This window comes from Thalassospira xianhensis MCCC 1A02616, from assembly GCF_003326475.1.
GTDB lineage: Bacteria > Pseudomonadota > Alphaproteobacteria > Rhodospirillales > Thalassospiraceae > Thalassospira > Thalassospira xianhensis.
Window position 1 is genome coordinate 32,098 of record NZ_JPWA01000014.1, and the last position, 21,455, is coordinate 53,552.

The following is a 21,455-nucleotide window of genomic DNA, read 5'->3' on the forward strand; positions in this document are numbered from 1 at the left end:
GTCTCTTTGTTTCCCGGCGCGTCCCGTTTGGCTCGGGACTTATAATTACGCCTCGCGGTATTATACCTGCGAGGCGCATATGTCTTTTTTTTGTTTTGTTACGAAGTAAATCCTTCGATCCGCATCAGGACCGGCGGCTGCGAATTGCTTTCAAACGCTGAAATATCCGAAAGCGCCCCGGACATCGCCGCTTCGCTGGTTTCGTGGGTCACGAAGACCACCGGAACAACACCACCCTCGGTCTCGGCCCGCCCGTGCTGGATCATGGAAGCCATCGACACACCATGCTTGGCGAGGGTCGCTGTGACCTCGGCCATGACACCAGGGCGATCCCAGACCATCAGGCGCAGGTAATAAGGCCCGACATGCTTTTCGAGCGACGCACGCACATTCTTTTTCAGGCGATCTGCCGGAACACCAAACACCGGTGCATTCCGCCCGGCTGCAATATCAACAAGATCGGCAACCACGGCCGATGCCGTCGGGCGTTCGCCCGCACCGCGTCCCTGCAGAACAACCGGACCAACATAATCACCTTCAAGCACGACCGCGTTAAACACGCCTTCGACTTTTGATATCTGGGTGCTGCGATCCACCAGAACCGGCGATACGCGCTGTTCGATGCCTTCCGGAGTCTGCTTGGCAATTGCCAGCAACTTGATGCGATATCCAAGTTCCTCGGCCAGTTGGATATCAAGTGCTGAAACGCTGCGAATGCCTTCAACCGCAATCGCGTCAAAGTCGACCTCCACCCCGAAGGCAAGGCTGGTCAGAATCGCGAGCTTATGTGCGGCATCAATACCATCGACGTCAAAGGTCGGATCGGCTTCGGCATAACCAAGCTTCTGGGCTTCGGCCAGAACATCGGCAAAATCACGCCCCTGTTCGCGCATGGTGGTCAGGATATAGTTACATGTTCCGTTCAGGATGCCTGTTACGCGGGATATGGCATTTCCTGCCAACCCTTCGCGAAGCGCCTTGATCACCGGGATACCGCCAGCAACGGCCGCTTCATAGGCGATGGTAACATTGTGGGCATCGGCAATGCGCGCCAGTTCGACGCCATGCAGGGCAATCAGCGCCTTGTTCGCGGTGACGACATGCTTGCCGTTTTCAAGGGCGGCCTTGCAGACGTCATAGGCAATGCCGTCCGAACCGCCGATGGTTTCAACAACCACATCGACATTCTTGTCGGTTGCAAGATCACGGGCGTCTTCGTACCAGGTAATGCCTTCGGTCGAAAAACCACGGTCCCGAGTTCGATCGCGCGCCGATACTGCTGTGACAATCATCGGGGAACCGGAACGGTCCGCCAGATTGTCCCTGTGTTCGCTCAGCAGTTTAACGGTTCCGGCACCGACCGTACCAAGGCCTGCCACACCGATCTTTACGACGTTTTGCACGATAACTCCTCATGCCGTGGTTGGATTTGCGCATAGGTGACGGAGTCTTTTACAACATCCGGTGCGCACACAAAACTTCGCCCGGGACATGTCCCGGGCGAAACATAGAATGCTTTATCGAATATCAGACAGATTTCTTCAACAGTTCACGTGCAGATTCTGCATCGGGATATTTCTGGAAGAATGCCTTGATGTTGCGATTGGCCTGCCGGATGCGGTGCTTGTTTTCAACAAGGGCGATACGAACATGGCGATCGCCATACTCGCCAAAGCCAAGACCGGGGGCCACGGCGACACCTGCTTCCTGCAAAAGAAGCTTCGAAAAATCAAGCGACCCGAGTTCCTCGAACGCCTTGGGAATCGGCGCCCATGCAAACATGGTTGCCGCCGGGACCGGAATGTTCCATCCGGCACTTTGCATCCCCTCGATAAAGATATCGCGGCGGTCACGATACAGATTGCGGAATTCCTCGACACAATCCTGTGGGCCGTTAAGCGCCGCGGTTGCCGCCACCTGGATCGGGGTAAATGCACCGTAATCAAGGTATGATTTGATACGGGTCAGCGCATTGATAAGCTTCTTGTTACCGGTCGCAAAGCCGATACGCCAGCCCGCCATCGAATAGGTTTTCGACAGCGAATAGAATTCAACGGCAATTTCCTTGGCCCCTTCAACCTGAAGGATTGAGGGCGGCGGGTTACCATCAAAATAGATCTCCGAATAGGCGATATCCGACAGGATATAGATTTCCTGCGCACGGCAGAAATCGACAACTTCCTTATAGAAATCAAGATCGACCACCAGCGATGTAGGGTTGGCCGGGAAGTTCAGCACAACGGCACTCGGTTTCGGAACCGAATGTTTCACAGCGCGATGCAACTGCTCCATAAAGCTTTCAGCATTGAATTCGCCCTGCTCGTCATGGCCAATCGGGATATGACGCAATGCCGCCCCGGCAATGATGAAACCGAACGCATGGATCGGATAGGACGGATTGGGCACCAGAATGATGTCACCGGGGCTGGTAATGGCAGCCGCAAGGTTGGCAAGGCCTTCCTTGGACCCCAGCGTCACAACAGTTTCGGTTTCCGGATCGATATCAACCCCGAAACGACGGCCATAATAGGCCGCAAGCGCCTTGCGCAGGCCGGGGATACCGCGCGACATCGAATAACCATGCGTGCGCGGGTTCTGGACGGTTTCAACCAGCTTGTCGACGATATGCTGCGGGGTGGCCGGGTCCGGATTGCCCATGCCGAAGTCAATAATGTCCTCTCCCGCTCGCCGCGCCGCCGCTTTCATCGCATTTACTTCAGCAAATACGTATGGCGGGAGGCGTTTTATGCGATGGAATTCCTGGGACATTATCCTACATCCTCGTCACTTCGCCGATTTTCGAATTTTCTGCGAAAACCGGATCGTCGAATTGAAAAAAATTGCGCGCCACACGACAAAATGCGGGTGGCGCGCCGTACAATTCGAAGGATGTACCTTTTTTAGGATCAATAATCCATAAAGATTTCAACACGGCGGTTTCCAGCCTCACCGGCAGGAACGCCTTCATAATAGCGCGGATCGGCCGATCCGTCGGCCCCGACAAAGATCGCGTCAGGGTTAACACCGAGAGACACCAGTTCCGATACCACCGCCGATGCGCGCCGTTCCGAAACCTGACGGTTGATCGCCATGTGTTCTTCAAGGCTCATATTCGCGGTACGCATCGATGCATGACCGATAATCCGAAGAATCCCGCCCGTCTGACGCCATGCCTGGGCAACCTGGCTCAGGACATTGTTATCCGTGCCCGACAGGTTCGACGAACCGTGTCCGAACTGGATTTGCGCAACCTGGACTCCGTTTACACTCGGCCCCAGCGTATCGACGGAACGAACGCCAAGACGCGCCGCCAGAACCTCGTTCGCGGTTTCGGCATAAGGCATGGCAGAATCGGACAGATAAGGATTGCCGCCACCGCCAAGCTGGCTTTCATCGACAATCACCGATCCATTATCGGAGTAAACCGAATAATCAAATGCCTGCGCCTGTGCTGCAGGTCCCGAACCCGGTGTCGGTTCATTGGCGAACACACCTTCGCCCTCGGCGAGGCGCTTGTTGTACTGATCCATCACCGGATCGCCCGTAGAGGTCGGGGCGGAGCTGGCCGAAGACGCGGCATTACCAGCCTCCGCAGCAGCAAGCGCAGCTTCTGCATCGGCAATTGCAGCACGATCTTCATCGGTCATTTCGGGAGATGACGGTGCAGCAGCAGCCGTTTCTTCCAGTACTTCCGGCTTTTCAGGTACGGCGGCTGGCGTCGGTACCGGTCCCGAAGCCGGTGCCTTGGCATTCCATTCATCCGCAATTTTCGAACCCGATTGCGCCGATGTTACAGCACTTCCCGTCGCCGCTCCGGCGGCACCTGCTGCTGCCGCAGTCTTGGTTTCAGAAGCCTTGGCTGTGGCTTCAGCCGATTTCTGTGCTTCGGTTGCGCTTGATTGAGCTTCGGCGGCCTGTGCTTTTGGTTCTGCCATTGGACTGCTGCTAACCGCCGTCGTTGGTGCCGGGGTGATTTCCGGCTGATCGACATTTGCGGCACTTGGCGCCGGTTCAGGCTGAAGCGCGTTGACCGGCGGGGTGCTTTGACGGCGGCCCGACTGGGTATATTGCGCATTCGCGCGGTCCGCAGCAAGCCCGGCAACAAGCGCATCACGTTCCGCATCACCGGTTACAACCGGCTTGGCGGGTGTATCGGCCAGACGCGGGTAATCTTCGTCTTCACCCGGAATCGGCTGATCCGATTTGGCAGCAGTTTCATCTTCGCCGTCAAAGGCATCACCAATCGATTTGCCCCACTCGACCGGGTTAATAGCATCAGGGACCGAAGAACAGGCGCCCAGCATCAGCACAACAGCAAGCGCCGATCCGGCATGCAGCAATGGCCGCAATTTGATTTTCGCGGACCCGTGCTCCGACCACCGCCATGTCGTCGATTTCAGAACGCCCATTTGATTTCGCTGCTCCAAACTATGTTTTGTGTGACGTTGCCGTTGAAGATTGCGACAAATCCGTCACCTTATAATTCTTGTATTACCCCTCATCAGCGGGCTAGGCTAAGACCATGATAAGCTTGGGATCAAGCAGAGTTTCAACCCGACACGCTGTTTGAGGGCATTGGATCATAAAACGGGAAAATGATTGCGATATCGCAAAGATCGAATTTCCTGCTTTATGTTCCTATGCTCAGGCGGCCGTATCATAAGGGAATGCGCCATGAACGATCAACAGGCCAAAGAAACCGAAATTCATCTTCCTGATCCCGAGGAACTGTCATCTGCTATGGCAGAAATAGCCGAGAGAAGTCAAAGACTTGTGTCTGACTTCCTCGCCAAACAGGCAGAAGATCCGGAAATTTCCGATCCTGATCCGCTCAATATCGGCTCGGCCTTTGTCGAACTGACTACCCATATGATGCAAAATCCGACCAAACTGGTCGAAGCACAAATGGATCTGTGGCAGCAGTATTATATGCTCTGGCACAATACGACGATGCGCATGCTGGGGCAGGAATCGGAACCCGTCGCATCCCCGCAAAAGGGTGATCGCCGTTTCCGCGACGAGGCGTGGGAAAACAACGAACTGTTTGATTTCATCAAACAGTCCTATCTGCTGTCCTCGCAATGGATGCAGAATGTTGTGCATGATGTTGACGGGCTGGATGAAAAAACAGCCCAGAAGGTCGAGTTTTATACCCGGCAGTTTGCCGATGCGATATCGCCGACCAATTTCATGATGACCAACCCGGAAGTCCTTCGCGCCACCATCGAAAGTGGTGGTGAAAACCTACTTAAGGGGCTCAGCAACCTTCTGGACGATCTCGAACGCGGCAAGGGTAAGCTTCAGATCAAAATGACCGATCTGGATGCTTTCAAGATCGGCGAGAATGTCGCAACCACCGAAGGATCCGTAATCGGCAGAACGCCGTTGATGGAATTGCTGCAATACAAACCGGCAACCGACAAGGTCGCGAAACGCCCGCTCATGATCGTGCCACCATGGATCAACAAATATTACATTCTTGATCTGCGTCCGGAAAATTCCTTCATCAAGTGGGCTGTTGATCAGGGTCACACGGTGTTTGTCCTATCCTGGGTCAACCCGGACAGCAAACTGGCCGAAGAAAGCTTTGAAGATTACGGGCGAGACGGCGTGCTGGCTGCGCTCGACATGATCGAAAAGGCAACCGGCGAAAACGAAGTCAATGCAATCGGTTATTGTCTTGGTGGCACGCTTCTATCCGCGATGCTGGCCTATATGGCCAAGGTTGGTGACGAACGGATCAAATCGGCGACGTTCTTTACCACCCTGACCGACTTTGAAAAACCGGGTGAACTCTCGGTCTTTGTCGATGACGAACAGATCGAAAGCCTTGAAAACCGGATGTCGAAAGAAGGCTATCTTGACGGTCGCGACATGGCGATGTCGTTTAACATGCTGCGCGCCAATGATCTGATCTGGTCGTTCGTGGTGAACAACTACATGCTGGGCAAGGACCCCTTCCCGTTCGACCTGCTGTACTGGAATTCCGATTCGACCCGGATGCCCAAAGCCATGCACAGTTTCTATCTGCGCAACATGTATAACAAGAACCTGCTGCGCGAACCCGGCGGCATTACGATTCTGGGTGAAAAGATCGACCTGCGCGATATCAAAATTCCGGTTTATTTCCTGTCCACGCGCGAAGACCATATTGCACCGTGGAAAGCAACCTATGCCGGCACGCAATTGATGTCAGGCCAGGTAAAATTCGTGCTATCGGCGTCGGGCCATATTGCCGGTGTGGTCAATCCGCCTGCCGCCAACAAATATTGCCACTGGACCTATAACCGCAATCCCGCTGATCCCGATGACTGGCTTGCCAAGGCGGTCCAGCATGACGGGTCATGGTGGACCGATTGGCAGAACTGGATCAGCCGCCGTTCCGGGGGTAAGGTTGACGCCCGCACCCCCGGGGATGGCAAGCTCAAGGTGCTCGGTGCAGCCCCCGGCGAATATGTCAAAGTGCAGCTTTCCTGATCATCCGTCATGACTGGAATTTCCGGCCCGCCCGAGATGGCGGGCCGTTTGTTTGGCCCAAAGGATCATACATATCATGCCTCAGAAAATCGGCTTCCTTGGTGCAGGACGCATGGCATCAGCAATGATTTCCCGCCTGCTGGAACAGGGTTATCCGGTCAAGGTCTGGAACCGCAGCCTGGAAAAGATCAAGCCACTCGTTGCCAAGGGTGCGACTGCCTGTAACACGCCAGCCGAAGCTGCAAGTGATGTTGACGCCGTCATTTCCTTCATGGCCGACGATATCGCTGCCGAAGCCGTCTGGCTCGGCGAAAATGGTGCGCTTTGCGCAATGACACCGGGCGCCCTTGCCATCGAATGCTCCACCCTTTCGCATGGGTTCGTCCTGGAACTCTCTAACAAGGTCATGACTGCGGGCCGTCTTTATATTGATGCACCGGTCACCGCCGTTCCGGCACAGGTCGCTGCAGGCGAAACAATGTTTTTGATCGGTGCGGAAAAAGTCGCCCTTGAACAGGCTCGCCCGATCATGGAAGCCGTTGCCAACCGTATCGTGCATTTCGGCCCTGTCGGATCGGGCACTGTCTATAAGCTGATGAACAACCTTTTAGGCGCGGTCCATATTGCTGCCGCCGCCGAACTGGTTGCGGTCGCGCAAAAGGCAGGACTGGATGGCAATCTGGTTGCCGATGCATTTGCCAATGGTGCCGTTGCCAGCCGGGCGGGTGTCATGACAATCCCCGGCATGATCAGCGGCAACCATAACGAAAGCATTCATTTTACAACCGCATTACGCGCCAAGGATGCTGGTTATGCCATGTGGCTTGCCGATGAACTTGGCCTTGACCTGCCTGTGGGCCGGTCTGCGACCGAGATGTTTGATCGCGCAATCGAAGCCGGGTTTGGCGACCTTGCACAAAGTGCTGTTCTGGAAACCGTTCGCAGCAGGTAGGCCTATTTCTTCTTGGCCTTTGCCGCGGCTTCCTCCTGCTCGGCCAGAAGCGGCTCGTAACGAGCATCGGTCAGCGTTTTAAGAAACGCGACCAGCGCATCAATGCGCTTGGTATCAAGCGCATCTCCCTGCTCCAGCTCTTTAAGAGAAATGGTTTCGGGGACCTCGGCATCACCCCAGGGCTGTTTGGTTTCCGGGTTAAGTTGGGCCGATTTCGCTCGGCTGTTATACTTGTTGTAGAATTTGATCACGGTCCGCAGATCGGCAAACACACCGTTATGCATATACGGCCCGGTCACCGCGACATTGCGAAGCCCGGGCGTTTTGTATTTGCCCTTATGCGCAACATCATCAATCGCCGGATTATCCAGAAGCCCGTTGTCGGTAAAATCGGGGTCCTTGTTATTCTCGTTGCGGACCGCCACGTTCCGCGGCACACCGATATTGTGATATTCGTAATTGGTGAATGTCTCGCCCTCTGCCGTCGGCGACGTTTTTAGCTGATGGCACACATTGCAATTGGTGAATTGCTGCGAGAAGAAAAGCACACGCCCCAATTCCTCCTGCGGCGTCATTTTGTATTCCCCGCGCAGGAACCGGTCATATTTTGAATCAAATGGCGAAAACTGATCAGTACGCTCGAACGCGGCAATCGCGTCCGTCATCGCCGCATAAGCACGATCCGTATCATTCCAGACACCATCACCAAACAGCGCCTTGAAGCTTTCGACGTAATCTTCATCTTCCTGAAGGCGTGCGACAACGGTTGCCTTGTCGGGCATCCCCATTTCAACCGGATTAAGCGGCGGCCCGCCTGCCTGCTCTGCCAGATCCTTGGCACGTCCATCCCAGAACTGCCCGCCAACCGGCGTTCCGTCTTCCTTGAAATGGAAATCGGGTGCGAACTTGGCATAAGCCGCCATTGGTGCATTGCGATCGCCAAGCGAGCTGCCATCATCGCCAAGCGAAAAGGCGCCCTTGGCAATCTCGCCACGCGGATCGCGGAATGCGGTTGTCGGTTCATGACAACTTGCACAGGCCTGCGTCCTGTTTTTCGAAAGATTGGTATCGAAATAAAGCGCCTCCCCCAACGCTGCCTTATCGGCAAACGGGGACATATTGCCTGCAAGTTCGTTCAGCAATACATCAGGCGACTTTTGCGTCTGTGCCGGAATGCCATCGGCTGCCTGTGCGCTGTTAATGCCGCCATTGCTGATAACGGCAATCACCATCGTGGCTGCGAAAACACACCCAAGGCCAAGGAGCCTGCGAACAGGGATGCTGGAAACAGTCGGCAAGACAGGCATATTCGATATCCGGTATTCACTTATAGCCGCATGATCGCGACCAATAATCACTTACAATATCCTAATTGCACCCTGCCTTGATAAAGGTCAATGGTCCCGGCCGGATAATTCAGCTCAGATCGCAACCTTGGGACGGCGCCCCATCATGGGCAACAACTGTACCCCGATGATCGCGGCAAGGATCACCCCGCAACCGGCATATTCAGCGGGCGCCAATCGTTCACCCAGGAAGAATGCCCCGGCAATCGCGGCAAAGACCGCCTCCGCACTCATGATGATCGCGGCATCTGCCGCCTCGGTATAATTCTGCGCCACGGCTTGAAGGGTAAAGGCGATCCCGGCCGACATGATTCCGGCATACAGGATTTCAAACCCGGCATTATGAATATCGGCAAAGCTGAAGGTCTCAAGCATGCCGCCCATCGCCATACCGAAAATACCGGTAATGAAGAATTGCATCGTCGCGACCAGTGCCGGGGCGTTGGTGCGCGTCACCATTACACCGATCATCACCACCTGAACGGCCCAGAAAAGCGCACTACCCATCACCCAGAAATCACCGGCCCCAAGTGCCGACAGGTTACCGCCACTCAAAAGATACGTGCCGAAAACGCACATCATGCCACCGGGCCAAACTGACCAGTGGGGCTTTGTCCGAAAGACCATAAAAGCCAGAACCGGCACCAGCGGCACATAAAACGCCGTCAGAAAGGCCGCATTGGTGACGGTGGTATCCATGATGCCGATCTGCTGAAGGATGCTGGCCAGATACATCGAAACGCCGGTAAAGATCAGGCCAAGCTTGTTAGCCCTCGAAAGCGTGCGTCCTTCGCGCTTCATTCTGCGCACTTCACGAAGGGCAAACGGCAAGACAATAAGCGTCCCCAGAAGGAACCGCACACCGGTAAAATATTGCGGGCCGATATTGTCCATGCTGGTTTGCTGGACGACAAAAGTCGTACCCCAAATAAGGGCAACAAAAACGATTACGGCATTCGCCTGCCAACGCGTCATTTCCCGGTTCCGTTTCCTGGTCGCCGGGCGTGGTGGCGCGCGGCAGGTTATATTTTTTGGATATCTGAATTGCTTGCTATCTTAGCGCCCTGTCACAGGCAAGAAGATCCTTTGCGGTCGACAATCGCGGTTATTATTCAGATTTCAGGTCATCTGGAGTTGTCACACGATATTCCTGCCCAAGATCAGCATAGCGATCCGCGGAAACTTTGAAAAATTCGATTTCCTCCTGCGTCAGGTCGCGCACCTTGCGTGCCGGAACTCCGGCCCAAAGTTCGCCCGCCGGAATGCGTTTTCCGGGTGCCAAAAGCGCACCCGCCCCCAGCATTGCGCCCTGCTCAATCACGCAGCCATCCATGACCGTTGCACTCATGCCGACGAAACTTCTGTCTTCAAGTGTGCAGGCATGGATGACGGCGGAATGGCCGATGGTCACATCGTCCCCGATATAGGTGCCGAACTTGCCCTTGGCGACATGCACCATGGTCAGGTCCTGAATATTGGTGCGCGATCCGATGCGGATTTCATGGACGTCACCACGGATGACACAGCCAAACCAGATCCCGGTTTCCGCCCCGATTTCAACATCGCCGATGATTGTCGCATTCGGCGCGATAAAGGCCGTTTCATTAATGGTGGGGCGCACTCCGCAATAGGTCAGGATCATGGTCTGACGACCTTTCAATTGTGGGATCGGTTTTGACTGGCTCTGCACCTGCCCCTTTTCCGGGACAATAGCGGCATCTTGATTTGACAGTTTAAATTCTAACATGTGGATATGGAAACCCCGTTCTCATCCAAATCGTGATCATGCCAGCACATCGGAAATTTGACCTCCCAAAACGCCCCAGACAGCTTGTCGGCTTCATTCTGCTGGCTGCGATCATTATTGTATGGGGTGTCGCAATCACCAGGGATGCCCGCGCGCAGTCAGAACCTCTTCGTCAGGGACAATTGCGTGCCGCTTTTTCGGTATGGGAACCGTTTGTGATTGATGACGCATCGGGACCACACGGGATCGATATGGCGATCCTGACCGAACTGTCACACCGTATGAGCAAGATTCTGGTGCTTCAGCCCTGCCCGTGGCGGCGGTGCCTTAAAATGCTTGAAGAAGGTGATATCGACGTTCTTTCAAGCTTTGCCTACACAGCCGAACGCGAAAAATTCGCGTTTTACATCAAGCCCGCCTATAGCCGTGTCAGCCCGGTATTCTATGTCCGACAGGGCAAGAACACCCGGATATCAGAATATAGCGACCTCAAAACGCTTGCAGTCGGCTCCGTGGTTGATTCCCGCTATTTCGAACCATTCGACAGCGATCCATCGCTGAACAAGTTCGAAGCCAGCAGCGAAATGCTACTGCTGCGTATGCTCGAAGCAAACCGTGTCGATGTCATTGTCGGGTCCGACGCCAATGTCGATTTTGAAATCCGGCGCAACAACCTTGGAGATATCATTCGCAAGGCCGATTTCAGACCCGATCATCACAATGACATTCATATCGCAATATCGCGCAATTCCCCACTGATGAGCCAGACAGACCAGATATCGAAGATCGTCACGGATCTTCGCGAAGAAGGCTTTATTGCCAGGGCGCATGCCCGGTACTGGCCCGCCAGTGACGATGCGAAATATCCCGTCAAGCCCCAACCGACGGAATAGCTGGTTTCTTAAAATCTATCGGGCAAAACGCTTCGCCCCGGCGACACAGGCAACCACGCCGACTGTGACCACGATCATCAGACCGCCAACCGGCTCGGCCAGAAGCAACCCTGCTAGCAGCAGACCAAAGAACGGCTGCAGCAATTGCAACTGCCCGACCGCCGCAATCCCGCCCAAGGCCAATCCGCGATACCAGAAGAAAAACCCGATCAGCATGCTGAACAGCGAGACATAACCAAGACCAAACCAAGCGGGAATGCCAACTCCGGCAAAGCTATCTGGCCAGGTCGCAACACAAAGCACAAGCATCGGCACCAGCGAAATCACCAGCGCCCAGCAGATCACCTGCCATCCTCCAAGACGTCGGGACAGTTTTGCACCCTCGGCATAACCGAGCCCGCAAACGATCACCGCCCCCAGCATGTAAAGATCACCGCGCAATGACCCTGCATTGCTTTCCATGGCAGCAAAGCCGGCGACAAGTGCACTGCCAAGAACCGAAAAAAGCCAGAAAACGGCCTTTGGCCGCTCACCACCGCGCAGCACACCGAAAATGGCCGTCGCCAATGGCAGCAACCCGATAAACACAATCGATCTGGCCGAGGTGATATGTTCAAGCGCAAGGGCGGTCAGCAACGGAAAGCCGACAACAACCCCGACAGCCACCACCAGCAACGACATCCAGTCCGATGCCTGTGGCCGGGCGGTTCGTGATGCCAAAAGCAATATAGTCGCCAGCAGGCCGGCAATTGCTGCACGCGCAACGGTCAGAAACAGGGGATCGAAATCCATCACGGCAACCCGGGTAGCAGGTAACGACCCGCTGAAAATCAGGATGCCGATCATCCCGCTGATCCAGCCACTACTTGTCCGTTGCACTGCAATTGCCATCAAAACCTCCGTCATGTTCGAAGGTTTATCTATCGCTTGCCAGCCGTACATCGACCAGACACAATAAAGTACAATTTTAACAAACTGTACTGATTACAGGAGCAATACAGTGGCGCCTGACGGATCACCAAAACAGTCGGACAACGGAACACTTGTCACCCGTGTCATGGCCGTAATCCGCGACCGGATTGGTGCACGCAATCTGCTTGCCGGGGATCGCCTGCCCTCGATCCGGGGGCTTGCGCGACAGATGAAGGTGTCAAACTCAACCGTGGTCGAAGCTTATGACCGGCTTGTGGTCGAAGGCATGATCGAGGCCCGCCGCGGATCGGGTTTTTACGTGTCGGGTCACACCGCACCGCTGTCGATTGCCCAAACCGGCCCCAAACTGGATCGGGCCATTGATCCGTTCTGGGTTTCGCGCCAGTCGCTAGATGCCCGGCCGGATATGATCAAACCCGGTTGCGGCTGGCTTCCGGCGGACTGGATGCCTGAAACAGCCATCAGACGCGCGCTTCGCAATCTTTCACGCGCCGATGACGCCACACTGGTCGATTATGGCACACCGCTCGGCCTGGCTCCCTTGCGCCAACTACTGTCGCGTCGAATGGGCACCTATGGCATCGATGCCGATCCCGGCCAGATCCTGTTGACCGAGTCCGGGACCCAGGCAATCGATATGCTGTGCCGGTTTATGATCGAACCGGGCGATACGGTACTGATCGACGATCCGTGCTATTTCAATTTTCAGGCATTACTGCGCGCGCATCGCGCCAACATTATCGGCGTGCCCTTTACTAACACCGGACCTGATATCGATGCCTTTGCCCGGATTGCCGCCACGCACAAGCCCCGCCTCTACATTACCAATTCCGGGCTGCACAACCCGACCGGCGCGTCACTGTCGCCGATGGTCGCCCACCGCGTTTTGAAAATTGCCGAAGAACATGACCTGATCGTCATCGAAGACGATATTTTCGCCGATTTTGAAAACACGCCTGCCCCACGGCTGGCAGCCCTTGGCGGGCTTGACCGGGTTGTCCATATCGGAAGCTTTTCCAAAACGCTGTCGGCCTCGGTCCGGTGCGGCTATATCGCGGCAAGTCCCGACTGGATCGAAGGCCTGACGGACCTCAAGATCGCGACTGGCTTTTCAAGCCCGAATTTCTCTGCCGAACTGATTTTCTCGGTCCTGAAGGACGGCACTTATCGCAAACATATGGACGCCCTGCGCGACCGGCTGACCCGCGCTATGTCCGTCACCGAAACCCGTCTTGGCGCGCTTGGCATCACACCGGCGATCAGACCCGATGCCGGGATTTTCCTATGGTGTCACCTGCCCGCCCCCATCGATGCCGCAACACTTGCCCGCGATGCGCTGGCCGATGGTGTGGTTCTGGCACCCGGCAATGTTTTCAGCATCTCGCAATCGGCAGGAAACCTGATGCGCTTTAACATCGCGCAATGCGAAGACGACCGTGTTTTCACCGTTCTTGAACGGGCGATCATGAACGCATGATGCGGCCCATCCAGACCAGACACGCCCCTTTTGACAGGATGCTGTCGCGCGATTAGGGGAACAGTGGCTCGATCTCAAGCCCCATGGTTTCCGGCAGGCCCAGCATGACATTCATGTTCTGAACCGCCTGCCCCGATGCGCCTTTAACCAGGTTATCCTCGACCGCAACAATGATCACACGGCCCGGCACGCGATCCTTGACCACCCCGATCAGCACATAATTCGACCCACGCACATGACGGGTTTGCGGGGTTGTCCCAAACGGCAGAACACGTACAAACGGCTCGTCGGCATAACGTTTTTCAAGGGCGGCCTGAATATCTTCGGCCGTGGTGCCCTCGGTCATTTTGACATAGATGCTTTCAAGGATACCGCGGCTCATCGGCATCAGGTGCGGTGAAAAGTTCACCACAACATCCTGTCCCGCGGCCCAGGCAAGGCCCTGTTCGATCTCGGGCGCATGGCGATGTCCACCGGTGCCATAGGCATGAATGCCTTCGGTGACTTCGGCATACAGAATGCCTTCCTTGGGCGAACGGCCTGCACCGGTTACACCGGATTTCGCATCAATGATGATGTCATCAGCATGCACCAGCTTCTGTTCCAGAAGCGGCACCAGCGAAAGCTGCACCGGGGTTGGATAACATCCCGGATTGGCAACAACGCGCGCCTTCTTGATCTTTTCACGGTGCAGTTCGGTCAGGCCGTAAACGACCTCTTTCTGCAAATCCTGTGCGGCATGCTCTGCGCCGTACCATTCCTTATAGGTCGCGGCATCAAACAAACGGAAATCCGCCGACAGATCGACAACTTTGACATGCCCCGGCAGACCGGCAATCACTTCCTGTGTCGTGCCATGCGGCAGTGCGCAGAAAATCACATCCACCATTGACCAGTCCGCATCCTCGATCCGGATCATGGTCGGCAATTTCAGATGGGCAAGATGCGGGAAAACCTCCCCGAACGGACGTCCGGCGCGTCGGTCGGCGGTCAGCAGGGTGATTTCGGCAGCGGCATGGTGCGCAAGAATACGAACCAGTTCCGCCCCGGTATATCCGCTGGCACCGAGAATTCCGACTTTGACCTTAACGTCGCTCATTTCAAATCTTGCTCCTTTAGGCTCGCCCGGACCTTCATGGTCACCGGACACGGTTAACGGGCGGATGTTGGCAAACAAGCCCCACAGATGCAAGCCTTTAGGCGGCTTTTCCCCTGCATCCCCGGATCAGGACCCATGCAGTGATGACATATATCACATTGACCCCGCGCAATTACGCCCACGATCACGGTCGTCGGGATTTGCGTACATTGGCCGGACAGGCGCGCTTATCCTCGGGCAGAACAGTATAAAACCGTTCGATTTTCTCAAACCCCGTCGGGGCCGCGACAGGATAGCCCGAAACATAACGTTGATCCGAAAGGCCGAAATCGCTGGCCTTTAACCCCGATCGTTGCTGCCAGATACGGCGATGGGTATCCGATAACGTGATTTCAGGATCATCAATCAGGAAAATCGCATCGCGCGCGATCCGGTCATTATATTTGTGCTGGGACGGCAACCATGCGGCAAGCTGGCGGCGCAATTCACCCGGGCTTGGCACATTGCGCGTCCGGCTGGCGAATTTGACCATTCTTGCCGAAAGATCGGAAACATTTCCGGGCGGTGCCATGCCATGGGTCGCCATATCGATGAAATAGGCCAGATCAATCTCGGTCGGATCACGGCCAATAACCGGTTTCAGGGCCGCATAAATCTTGAAAAACCGGGCGATTTTTCCGCCATCGGCATTGGCCGCGTCATAAACCCGGCGATAGGCACGCTGCACTTCGGGCAAGGCACCATATCGTGCAAACCGGGTGGTAAAATCAGCGCGGCGTTTCGGATCGATCCAGATCGCACACAGGATATCAAATGCACTTTGATTATTGCCCAACGCCAGACGATGCATCGCATCGGTATGCGGCCCAAAAACCGCGTTAAGCAATCCGGGATTGGCGCGTTCGGCGGCAAAGATGATCTGCTGGATTTCCGCCCCGGCCCCGGCAGTTGCTCCGCGCGGTCCCCATGTCAGATAGGCATTGGGATCATTGGTGTAACACCACGGATCACCCTCCAGATACCGCTTGCCACTGCGCGGGTTGCGCGACTGGCAGAAATTGAACTGGATGGCATCATAATCCGTGCCCTCAAGCGCAAAGGTCAGATGATTGGCCCGCGTGATCGCATCGGGAAAGGGCTGCTCCGCTGGCATCAGCAACTTCCAGAGCCCGACCGTGATCGCCCCGGGGTTTCCGGCCCCGATGGCAGATTTAACGCTCGGATCAAGACAGGGCTGCAAATCCATGATCGCACTGCGTGTCTTGGCCCCGACAATACCATCCGTCGCCCCATAGGCAGACGTACTGCCACGCTTGCAACTTGCCGCGGCAACAAACAACCGGCTCTGAAAATCGGCAACCGCACCGTATTTCCCCAAAACCAGCGGCCGGTCTTCGAAACGGTATAAAACCTGGGATAAATTCTGTGCGACTGCATCAATGGGCATTGCACCGGCAAATAACCCTGCCGCCAGCCAAAGGACCGGCAGCAGGAAACATTTAAAGCGCAGCAATCTCTCAGGCCCGGCCACGGGCGCACCTCACTGACATGAAATCGGTTCGGGCAGCTTAACCGGGCCCGCCAACAACGCCAAGCGATACGCGCCGCCACCTTCGAACCCGATGGCCTCATAAGCCTTCGCCGCCGCCGGGCTATCTGTTGACAGCACCGCATGGGTCACGCCACGCGCCCGTGCCGCCAAAAGCGTTTTCGCGACCAGGATACGGGCATAGCCATTGCCGCGCTGTTCGGGCGGCGTCCAGACCGGGCCGATCTGGACCATGTCGGGCAGTTCGGCGTTGAACCCCGAAAGACTGACCGGCACACCATCCACCACAAGCACCCACATGTTGCGATCATTAAGCGCATGGACAAGGCGACTGGCGACCCGGCTATCAAGGGCTGGCGTATCCTCCCCGCCCAGTGCCTCAATCTCGTAGGCGCGCAGCCAGCGCAGCAGCGTATTGCGATCAATCCGTTCGGCATCAACCATCTGGAAACTGTCCGACCGCACATTTTGCGGCAGGATCAGGTTGGCAAGATCAAGACGATAAAAGGCATCGCATGCATTGATTGCAAATTCCGCATCGCCAAGCCCAAGCATCTCGATCACGCTTTTCGCCTGATCCGCCGGACCATAGAAACCAGCCACTGCCTGCGTATTCTCTGCACGAAACTGGTCAATCAAACCGCGCGGCACCGGTTTACCGCCGGTTTGCACAAAGACATTACCATTGCCAAATATCGTCAAAACCGCCGTCACCGTGCCATCGCCGGAAACTTCGCCGTAATAGCAGCCCGAAAGCGGATGATGACGTCGGTTCATGCCGACTTTTCGCAAATTGCTGCGCAGGACCATGCTGGTTTCGGCATGGGTCGCGAGAAATGCGTCAAGGGCATGAAGATCATCATCTTGCAGCTTTCTGTACTGCATATCGGGGGTCCCTTTCTTTGGGCTTCAGGTAATTGCCAACCTTCCGAATTGGCATAAAAAAAGACCGCTCCATTAGCGGCCCTTCACATATCGCAAGGTAATCCAACAGAGGTTCAAACACTTATGTCTTGAAAGCTCGTCGCATCGTTCCGACCATTGGATGTCACCTTAAATTCAAAAAATCTCTCTTCGATGGATTCTTATTATCACAACCTTCCGAATTTTCGATCCTTCTTTTTAAAATTCTTTTCCAACCACAACATTACCATGAGTCCGGAATCCGGAAACAGTTTGGGCCCTGCAAAAAGCTGATTTTCAATTCGGTTTGCGATAACCTCCGAAACTGGTATTACCATTACCGAGCGCATTTTATTCGGAGTTGACCTCATGCCAGTGATTACCTGCGTCGAAGACCTGAAACGCATCTATAAACGTCGCGCACCGCGCATGTTTTACGATTACGCAGAATCCGGAAGCTGGACCGAGCAGACATTCCGTGAAAACACCACCGACTTTCAGGATATTCATCTGCGTCAGCGGGTCGCGATCGACATGGCCGGGCGCTCAACCAAAAGCCGGATGATCGGTCAGGATGTAGCCATGCCTGTAGCCCTTGCCCCGGTTGGACTTACCGGCATGCAATGTGCAGACGGCGAAATCAAGGCTGCCCGCGCGGCGGAGAAGTTTGGCGTCCCTTACACATTGTCAACCATGTCAATCTGTTCGATCGAAGATGTTGCCGAACACACCTCCAAGCCCTTCTGGTTGCAGGTTTACACGCTCAAAGACGACGATTTCATGAAGCGGTTGTTTGATCGGGCGAAAGCAGCCAAGTGCTCGGCCGCGGTCATCACGGTGGATCTTCAGATGCTGGGGCAACGTCACAAGGATTTGAAGAACGGCCTGTCCGCCCCGCCCAAGCTGACCGTCAAATCTGTCGCCAACATGATGACAAAGGTGCAGTGGGGGCTCGGTATGCTTGGCACCAAGCGCCGCTTCTTTGGTAACATCGTCGGCCATGCCAAGGGGGTTGCCGACCCCTCATCACTGAGCACCTGGACCGCCGAAGCGTTCGATGAATCACTTGATTGGGACCGTATTCGCGAGTTCCGCAAAATGTGGGATGGGCCCTTGATCATCAAGGGGATTATTGATCCGCGTGATGCCCTGGAAGCCCTTAACGTTGGCGCAGATGCCATCATTGTTTCCAACCATGGCGGACGCCAGCTTGATGGTGCCTTGTCGTCAATCCGTGCATTGCCCGCCATCATGGATGCCGTCGGTGACAAGATCGAGGTCCATCTGGATAGCGGGATCCGGTCCGGCCAGGATGTGCTGAAAGCACTGGCACTGGGTGCCAAGGGCACCTATATCGGGCGCGCTTATGTTTATGGTCTGGGCGCAATGGGTGAAGCCGGTGTGACCAAGGCGCTTGAGATCATTCACAAGGAACTTGAAGTTTCCATGGCGCTTTGCGGCCATACTGACGTGACCAAGGTGGATCGCGATATTCTCATGATCCCGCGCGATTTCTCGGATCGCTGGCAATAACGCGACAGAGACTGCTCAGTCTTTAAACGCGAAACAAAAAAACGGCGTCTTTCCTTCGCGAAGACGCCGTTTTTTTGTTGGTTTTGCTCGGAGACAAAGCAACCCCCGCAAAAAGAAAAAGCGCCACCAGAAGGTGACGCTTTTCCAATAAAATCGCGAGCCTGTTGCCCGAAAACGACTTAACGTTTCGAGAACTGGAAGCTACGACGGGCTTTGGCGCGACCGTATTTTTTACGTTCGACTGCACGAGAGTCACGGGTCAGGAAGCCGCCTGCCTTGAGCGACGGACGCAGTGCCGGCTCAAACAGGGTCAGCGCGCGCGAAATACCGTGACGAACGGCACCGGCCTGACCGGATAGACCACCACCGGTAACGGTGCAAACGACGTCGAACTGATCTTTACGATTGGCAACGCCGAACGGCTGATTGATCACCATGCGCAGAACCGGACGTGCGAAGTAATCTTCGAATTCGCGGCCATTGACGGTGACTTTGCCCGAGCCCGGCTTGATCCAGACGCGTGCAATTGCGTTCTTACGACGACCGGTTGCATAGGAACGGCCCTGTGCGTCGATCTTCGGTTCCGGCAGGGTGCCTTCTGCAGCAGCAGCTTCACCGCCCTGTGCCAGATCCTTGAGATCTTCAAGAGTTTTGGTGTCGGCCATTACTTAGCACTCCGCTTATTCTTGTCGTTCATTGCGGCAAGATCGAGAACTTCCGGCTTCTGTGCATCATGCGGATGCTCGGTACCGGCATAGACGTGCAGCTTGGAAAGAACCTGGCTGCGCAGCGGACCACGGGACATCATACGCTCGACAGCTTTGATGATCACACGTTCCGGATGCTCGCCATTCAGCAGCTTGTCCATGGTGCGTTCTTTGATGCCGCCCGGATAACCGGTGTGCCAGTAGAACTTCTTGTTCTGAAGTTTACGGCCGGTCAGTTTGACTTTTTCGGCATTGACGATGACGATGTGATCGCCACAATCCATGTGCGGGGTAAACATTGCTTTGTGTTTACCACGAAGACGGTTGGCAACAACGGCTGCAAGACGGCCGAGTACGACGTCTTCTGCGTCGACTACAAACCATTTGCGCTCGATGTCACTCGGTGTCGCAGTGAAGGTTTTCATAATTTAATACTCGAAAACTGGGTTCCACGGAGGGAATCGCCCCTCGTTGAAAGTCGGCGCAGTATGCCAGCATTAGACAGGAAAGCAACAGGAATATTTCGTTGTATTTCAACAACTTAAATCAATAGGTATTATTTTACCACACTGATTTTGATCATCCTCATACCGCCTTTGGCTCTGCTCCCTTTTCGGGTGGCATCGCGTAAGTCCCGATGACATGCGCGCAAAGCGCGCCATCAACAGCAGACCGGATATGGCATTCCGCAATCAGAAGGCGCTTGCCCGCCTTGAGGATTTTCGCCTCGGCCAGCAAATCGCCCGGCTTTGCCCCCGAAAGGAAATGCACGGTCGCCTCGGTTGTAACCGCCAAGTCGGCCTTGGGTACCACAAGCCACGCCACAGCATAAAGCGCAATATCAGCCAGCGCAAAGATCGCCGGACCGCAAATCACATTGCCCGGCCGAATGTGCCGTTCATTGAACGGCAGGCGCAACAGGGCACGATCCCCCGAAAGCTCTTCCGTCCTGACATTCATATCCCCGACAAACGGGACTTTTTCACGCATGATGGCGTCGAAATCCGCCAATCCGATGCCGGTACGGGGTGGCATGGCTGTCATATCGGGTTCCTCCCTGTCGCCAACCCTGGACGGATGGCCTTGTTCCCTTTGACCAACAGCCTGACATAACGTTTACGTTAACGTCAACTCTTTCAGCATACGTACCCCTTGGCATAAAGTCGCAAACCACCATGTCCCGCTCCGTTACCGGTTTTATCTGCCAAGGATGACCGAAAGCTCGATCACTGTCATCCAGATCACCGCAACAATAACGATCCCGGTAATCAGAAAGGAGCCGATATTAGGCAGCCATCTTTCCATGCCCCGACGCCTGATGGCGAGTGTATGAACAGATGAAACAGGTTTGGTTTCCGGTGCGTTCCGTAAAATCCGCCTGCCTTGATTTTCGGGACGATACCCGCTGGCTTGGCTATCGTCGGCATATATTGGAAATTCCGGGTCGTCATTCGGGACCTCACCCGATGGCATTATCGATGCAATGAAGTCGATGAACGGGTGATCTTCCGGTCCGTCGTCCGATGCCGCGACATTCGTCTTTACATTCTTCACATCAATATCCGGATGGCGACCGGATTTGGACGACGCTGCCGCCTGGCTTTTGACATGGCGGCGATGTTCCGGGCTCTGATGGTCCGATTGTGGTTCCGGGTCTCCACCACCGTTCTGCTGATCGGCACTATCGAGTTCCGACGTCAAAACGCCCTGCCCGGGGCTGCGACGATGAATGCCCGCAGACAGCATCCTTGATGCCGAAGCATGATAGACACCTGATACAGGCAATCTCTGGCTTTTCATGATACGCCTCCAATAGCCAGATGGCTCTGTGCAAAACAG

General features: G+C 55.3%; 19 protein-coding genes. 5 read left to right on the forward strand and 14 right to left on the reverse strand.

What is annotated here, in order from left to right; all coding sequences use genetic code 11:
• Positions 1 to 98: 98 nt before the first annotated feature.
• The 3 genes from TH5_RS12680 to TH5_RS12690 all read right to left on the reverse strand — a co-directional run bounded on the left by TH5_RS12680 (position 99) and on the right by TH5_RS12690 (position 4,409).
• A complete protein-coding gene (locus tag TH5_RS12680; RefSeq protein WP_114122175.1) occupies positions 99 to 1,403 on the reverse strand; it encodes a homoserine dehydrogenase in 1,305 nt (434 codons plus the stop codon).
• Positions 1,404 to 1,527: 124 nt separating this feature from the next.
• On the reverse strand, positions 1,528 to 2,769 hold the full coding sequence (locus TH5_RS12685) for an LL-diaminopimelate aminotransferase (RefSeq protein WP_062951813.1): 1,242 nt from the start codon (positions 2,767 to 2,769) through the stop codon (positions 1,528 to 1,530).
• A 137-nt stretch (positions 2,770 to 2,906) separates the two neighbouring features.
• On the reverse strand, positions 2,907 to 4,409 hold the full coding sequence (locus TH5_RS12690; protein ID WP_114122176.1) for an OmpA family protein: 1,503 nt from the start codon (positions 4,407 to 4,409) through the stop codon (positions 2,907 to 2,909).
• A gap of 265 nt (positions 4,410 to 4,674) precedes the next feature.
• Between TH5_RS12690 and TH5_RS12695 the strand changes: the two genes are divergently transcribed.
• Entirely contained in the window at positions 4,675 to 6,477 is a 1,803-nt protein-coding gene (locus TH5_RS12695; RefSeq protein WP_114122177.1) for a PHA/PHB synthase family protein, read from the forward strand.
• 76 nt (positions 6,478 to 6,553) lie between these two features.
• Entirely contained in the window at positions 6,554 to 7,429 is an 876-nt protein-coding gene (locus TH5_RS12700; protein WP_114122178.1) for an NAD(P)-dependent oxidoreductase, read from the forward strand.
• A 2-nt stretch (positions 7,430 to 7,431) separates the two neighbouring features.
• Here TH5_RS12700 and TH5_RS12705 read toward each other — a convergent pair whose 3' ends face one another.
• From TH5_RS12705 to TH5_RS12715, 3 genes are all read right to left on the reverse strand, one after another.
• On the reverse strand, positions 7,432 to 8,736 hold the full coding sequence (locus TH5_RS12705; RefSeq protein ID WP_244204907.1) for a cytochrome-c peroxidase: 1,305 nt from the start codon (positions 8,734 to 8,736) through the stop codon (positions 7,432 to 7,434).
• A gap of 114 nt (positions 8,737 to 8,850) precedes the next feature.
• Positions 8,851 to 9,750 carry a DMT family transporter gene (locus TH5_RS12710; RefSeq protein ID WP_114122179.1) on the reverse strand — a complete coding sequence of 300 codons (900 nt, stop codon included), beginning with the start codon at positions 9,748 to 9,750 and terminating at the stop codon, positions 8,851 to 8,853.
• Positions 9,751 to 9,883: 133 nt separating this feature from the next.
• Positions 9,884 to 10,417 carry a gamma carbonic anhydrase family protein gene (locus TH5_RS12715; protein ID WP_114122258.1) on the reverse strand — a complete coding sequence of 178 codons (534 nt, stop codon included), beginning with the start codon at positions 10,415 to 10,417 and terminating at the stop codon, positions 9,884 to 9,886.
• Between the two features lie 143 nt (positions 10,418 to 10,560).
• On the opposite strand from TH5_RS12715, the gene TH5_RS12720 reads away from it, so the two are divergent.
• A complete protein-coding gene (locus TH5_RS12720; protein WP_114122180.1) occupies positions 10,561 to 11,415 on the forward strand; it encodes a substrate-binding periplasmic protein in 855 nt (284 codons plus the stop codon).
• A gap of 15 nt (positions 11,416 to 11,430) precedes the next feature.
• Here TH5_RS12720 and TH5_RS12725 read toward each other — a convergent pair whose 3' ends face one another.
• Positions 11,431 to 12,306 (reverse strand): DMT family transporter, encoded by an 876-nt coding sequence (locus tag TH5_RS12725; RefSeq protein ID WP_114122260.1) that lies wholly within the window; start codon positions 12,304 to 12,306, stop codon positions 11,431 to 11,433.
• Positions 12,307 to 12,415: 109 nt separating this feature from the next.
• Between TH5_RS12725 and TH5_RS12730 the strand changes: the two genes are divergently transcribed.
• Positions 12,416 to 13,825: an aminotransferase-like domain-containing protein gene (locus TH5_RS12730; RefSeq protein ID WP_244204908.1), complete on the forward strand. Its 1,410-nt coding sequence runs from the start codon at positions 12,416 to 12,418 to the stop codon at positions 13,823 to 13,825.
• Between the two features lie 52 nt (positions 13,826 to 13,877).
• Here the strand turns inward: TH5_RS12730 and argC are convergent, their stop codons facing one another.
• The 3 genes from argC to TH5_RS12745 form a co-directional block, all read right to left on the reverse strand.
• Entirely contained in the window at positions 13,878 to 14,924 is a 1,047-nt protein-coding gene (gene argC / locus TH5_RS12735; RefSeq protein ID WP_114122181.1) for an N-acetyl-gamma-glutamyl-phosphate reductase, read from the reverse strand.
• Positions 14,925 to 15,108: 184 nt separating this feature from the next.
• On the reverse strand, positions 15,109 to 16,437 hold the full coding sequence (locus tag TH5_RS12740) for a hypothetical protein (RefSeq protein WP_114122261.1): 1,329 nt from the start codon (positions 16,435 to 16,437) through the stop codon (positions 15,109 to 15,111).
• Between the two features lie 27 nt (positions 16,438 to 16,464).
• Positions 16,465 to 17,358 (reverse strand): GNAT family N-acetyltransferase, encoded by an 894-nt coding sequence (locus tag TH5_RS12745; RefSeq protein WP_114122182.1) that lies wholly within the window; start codon positions 17,356 to 17,358, stop codon positions 16,465 to 16,467.
• A gap of 387 nt (positions 17,359 to 17,745) precedes the next feature.
• Here TH5_RS12745 and TH5_RS12755 point away from each other — a divergent pair, with 387 nt between their 5' ends.
• Complete coding sequence (locus tag TH5_RS12755; RefSeq protein WP_114122184.1) at positions 17,746 to 18,909, forward strand: alpha-hydroxy acid oxidase; 1,164 nt, start codon at positions 17,746 to 17,748, stop codon at positions 18,907 to 18,909.
• 179 nt (positions 18,910 to 19,088) lie between these two features.
• Here the strand turns inward: TH5_RS12755 and rpsI are convergent, their stop codons facing one another.
• From rpsI to TH5_RS12775, 4 genes are all read right to left on the reverse strand, one after another.
• Positions 19,089 to 19,574, reverse strand: a complete 486-nt coding sequence (gene rpsI, locus TH5_RS12760) for a 30S ribosomal protein S9 (protein ID WP_007091635.1) — start codon at positions 19,572 to 19,574, stop codon at positions 19,089 to 19,091.
• Positions 19,574 to 20,041, reverse strand: a complete 468-nt coding sequence (gene rplM / locus TH5_RS12765) for a 50S ribosomal protein L13 (RefSeq protein WP_007091636.1) — start codon at positions 20,039 to 20,041, stop codon at positions 19,574 to 19,576. The genes rpsI and rplM overlap by 1 nt, the downstream gene beginning before the upstream one ends.
• 160 nt (positions 20,042 to 20,201) lie before the next feature.
• Positions 20,202 to 20,660: a PaaI family thioesterase gene (locus TH5_RS12770; RefSeq protein WP_114122185.1), complete on the reverse strand. Its 459-nt coding sequence runs from the start codon at positions 20,658 to 20,660 to the stop codon at positions 20,202 to 20,204.
• Positions 20,661 to 20,813: 153 nt separating this feature from the next.
• Entirely contained in the window at positions 20,814 to 21,416 is a 603-nt protein-coding gene (locus TH5_RS12775; protein WP_147250100.1) for a hypothetical protein, read from the reverse strand.
• Positions 21,417 to 21,455 lie beyond the last annotated feature (39 nt).

Excerpts from the sequence above, each read along its gene's own strand:
- TH5_RS12745 (WP_114122182.1), bottom strand. The coding sequence starts at position 17,358 with ATGCAGTACAGAAAGCTGCAAGATGATGATCTTCATGCCCTTGACGCA.
- TH5_RS12695 (WP_114122177.1), top strand. The coding sequence starts at position 4,675 with ATGAACGATCAACAGGCCAAAGAAACCGAAATTCATCTTCCTGATCCC.
- TH5_RS12720 (WP_114122180.1), top strand. The coding sequence starts at position 10,561 with ATGCCAGCACATCGGAAATTTGACCTCCCAAAACGCCCCAGACAGCTT.
- TH5_RS12725 (WP_114122260.1), bottom strand. The coding sequence starts at position 12,306 with ATGGCAATTGCAGTGCAACGGACAAGTAGTGGCTGGATCAGCGGGATG.
- rpsI (WP_007091635.1), bottom strand. The coding sequence starts at position 19,574 with ATGGCCGACACCAAAACTCTTGAAGATCTCAAGGATCTGGCACAGGGC.
- TH5_RS12770 (WP_114122185.1), bottom strand. The coding sequence starts at position 20,660 with ATGACAGCCATGCCACCCCGTACCGGCATCGGATTGGCGGATTTCGAC.
- TH5_RS12705 (WP_244204907.1), bottom strand. The coding sequence starts at position 8,736 with ATGCCTGTCTTGCCGACTGTTTCCAGCATCCCTGTTCGCAGGCTCCTT.
- rplM (WP_007091636.1), bottom strand. The coding sequence starts at position 20,041 with ATGAAAACCTTCACTGCGACACCGAGTGACATCGAGCGCAAATGGTTT.
- TH5_RS12715 (WP_114122258.1), bottom strand. The coding sequence starts at position 10,417 with ATGATCCTGACCTATTGCGGAGTGCGCCCCACCATTAATGAAACGGCC.
- TH5_RS12685 (WP_062951813.1), bottom strand. The coding sequence starts at position 2,769 with ATGTCCCAGGAATTCCATCGCATAAAACGCCTCCCGCCATACGTATTT.
- TH5_RS12755 (WP_114122184.1), top strand. The coding sequence starts at position 17,746 with ATGCCAGTGATTACCTGCGTCGAAGACCTGAAACGCATCTATAAACGT.
- TH5_RS12700 (WP_114122178.1), top strand. The coding sequence starts at position 6,554 with ATGCCTCAGAAAATCGGCTTCCTTGGTGCAGGACGCATGGCATCAGCA.
- TH5_RS12690 (WP_114122176.1), bottom strand. The coding sequence starts at position 4,409 with ATGGGCGTTCTGAAATCGACGACATGGCGGTGGTCGGAGCACGGGTCC.
- argC (WP_114122181.1), bottom strand. The coding sequence starts at position 14,924 with ATGAGCGACGTTAAGGTCAAAGTCGGAATTCTCGGTGCCAGCGGATAT.
- TH5_RS12710 (WP_114122179.1), bottom strand. The coding sequence starts at position 9,750 with ATGACGCGTTGGCAGGCGAATGCCGTAATCGTTTTTGTTGCCCTTATT.
- TH5_RS12775 (WP_147250100.1), bottom strand. The coding sequence starts at position 21,416 with ATGAAAAGCCAGAGATTGCCTGTATCAGGTGTCTATCATGCTTCGGCA.